1 protein-coding gene is annotated in these 1,403 nt (G+C 68.0%); it reads left to right on the top strand.

Translation table 11 applies throughout. The features are described from left to right. The first annotated feature begins 44 nt into the window (after window positions 1-44). Complete coding sequence (locus tag OF819_RS28960) at window positions 45-1,268, top strand: IS4 family transposase (RefSeq protein ID WP_267246621.1); 1,224 nt, start codon at window positions 45-47, stop codon at window positions 1,266-1,268. The last annotated feature ends 135 nt before the right edge of the window (window positions 1,269-1,403 follow it).

Raw genomic sequence — 1,403 nt, 5'->3', positions numbered from 1 at the left:
GGGCAATGCCGTTGCTTTTGGGGCTGTCGGCTGGTTGAGCGGGTGTGCTGATATCTCGTCTGGAGCGGCTGGGGCTGGGAGTCCTGACCCGGTCATGTCCGCCGGAGCTTGTGGACCGGGTGATCGATGAGGCCGGTCGCTCGGAGAAGCGTCGGCGTCTGTTATCCGCTCGGTTCACGGTCTACTTCGTGCTGGCGATGTGTCTGTTTCCGCAGGCCGACTACCTGGAGGTTCTGCGCCTGGTGAAGGCCGGGGATCCGGGACTGCGGTCGTGGACCGGGGTCAACAAGTCCTCGTTGACCAGGGCTCGGCAGCGCCTGGGGTGGACCGTGCTGCGGGAGTTGTTCCGTGCCGTGGCCCGGCCCCTGGGCGGGAGCGGAGACCTGTTCCAGGGTCTGCGAGTCCTGGCCCTGGACGGGACCCTGCTGGCCGTGCCCGACTCGGAGGGAAACAACGACGCCTTCGGCAAGTCTGGCTCCCGCCGTAGTCCCATGGGATATCCGCAGGCCAGGGTGGTTGCCGTCGCGGAGTGCTCCTCCCACGCGGTCCTCGACGCCGTGATCGGCGGGTTCAAGGAATCCGAACGCATCGTCTCCGACGCCCTCGATGCCCACACCGGACTCGGCACATTGCTGCTGGCCGATCGCGGCCTGTGGGGCCTGGCCCGCTGGCACCGGCTGCGGGAACAGGGCACTCACCTGCTGTGGCGGATCGAGCGGCGCAAGGCCCGACGGGTCCAGGACGTCTTGCCCGACGGCAGCTACCTTGCCCGGATCGAGGCGAACAAGCACAGCAAAGCAGCTGGAACACTCAAAGCCCCGCCGGCCCTGGTCCGGGTGATCGAGTACCGCATCGACGGGCAGCCCGACATCGTCCGGCTGATCACCAGCTTGACCGACCACGATAAGCACCCGGCCGCCGAACTCGCTGCCCTCTACGCCCGACGCTGGGAGATCGAGCTGGTCTTCGACGAGATCAAGACCCATCAACGCGGCAGACCCGTCCTGAGGTCGCAGACCCCGGACGGAGTGCGGCAGGAGATCTACGCCCACCTCATCGTGCACCACGCCACCCGCGACCTGCTGAACGAAGCCGCCCGGCTGCACCACAGCACCGCCGAGCGGACATCGTTCACCCGGGCCCTGCACGTCGTCCGCCGCACGGTGATCTCACCGAGCGGCTTTTCCCCCCTCCGCCCGCAGACACGACCGGCACCTCGGACTCGCCGAGATCGGCCGCAGCCTCCTGCCCCGCCGCCGCCCCCGTGACTGCCCCCGCAAGATCCGCTCCTGCATCACCCCGTACGGCAGCAAAGCCCCCGGAGAAGCCGCCAGCCTCCGTCGTTCGCCGGTCGTAGTCACCTTGAACCACCGGTGGCACGACCACTAAAGCAACGGCATTGC

This window comes from Streptomyces sp. PR69 (genome assembly GCF_026420845.1).
Taxonomy (GTDB): domain Bacteria; phylum Actinomycetota; class Actinomycetes; order Streptomycetales; family Streptomycetaceae; genus Streptomyces.
The sequence above is the reverse complement of the archived record's forward strand: the minus strand, read 5'-3'. Positions and strand labels throughout refer to the sequence as shown.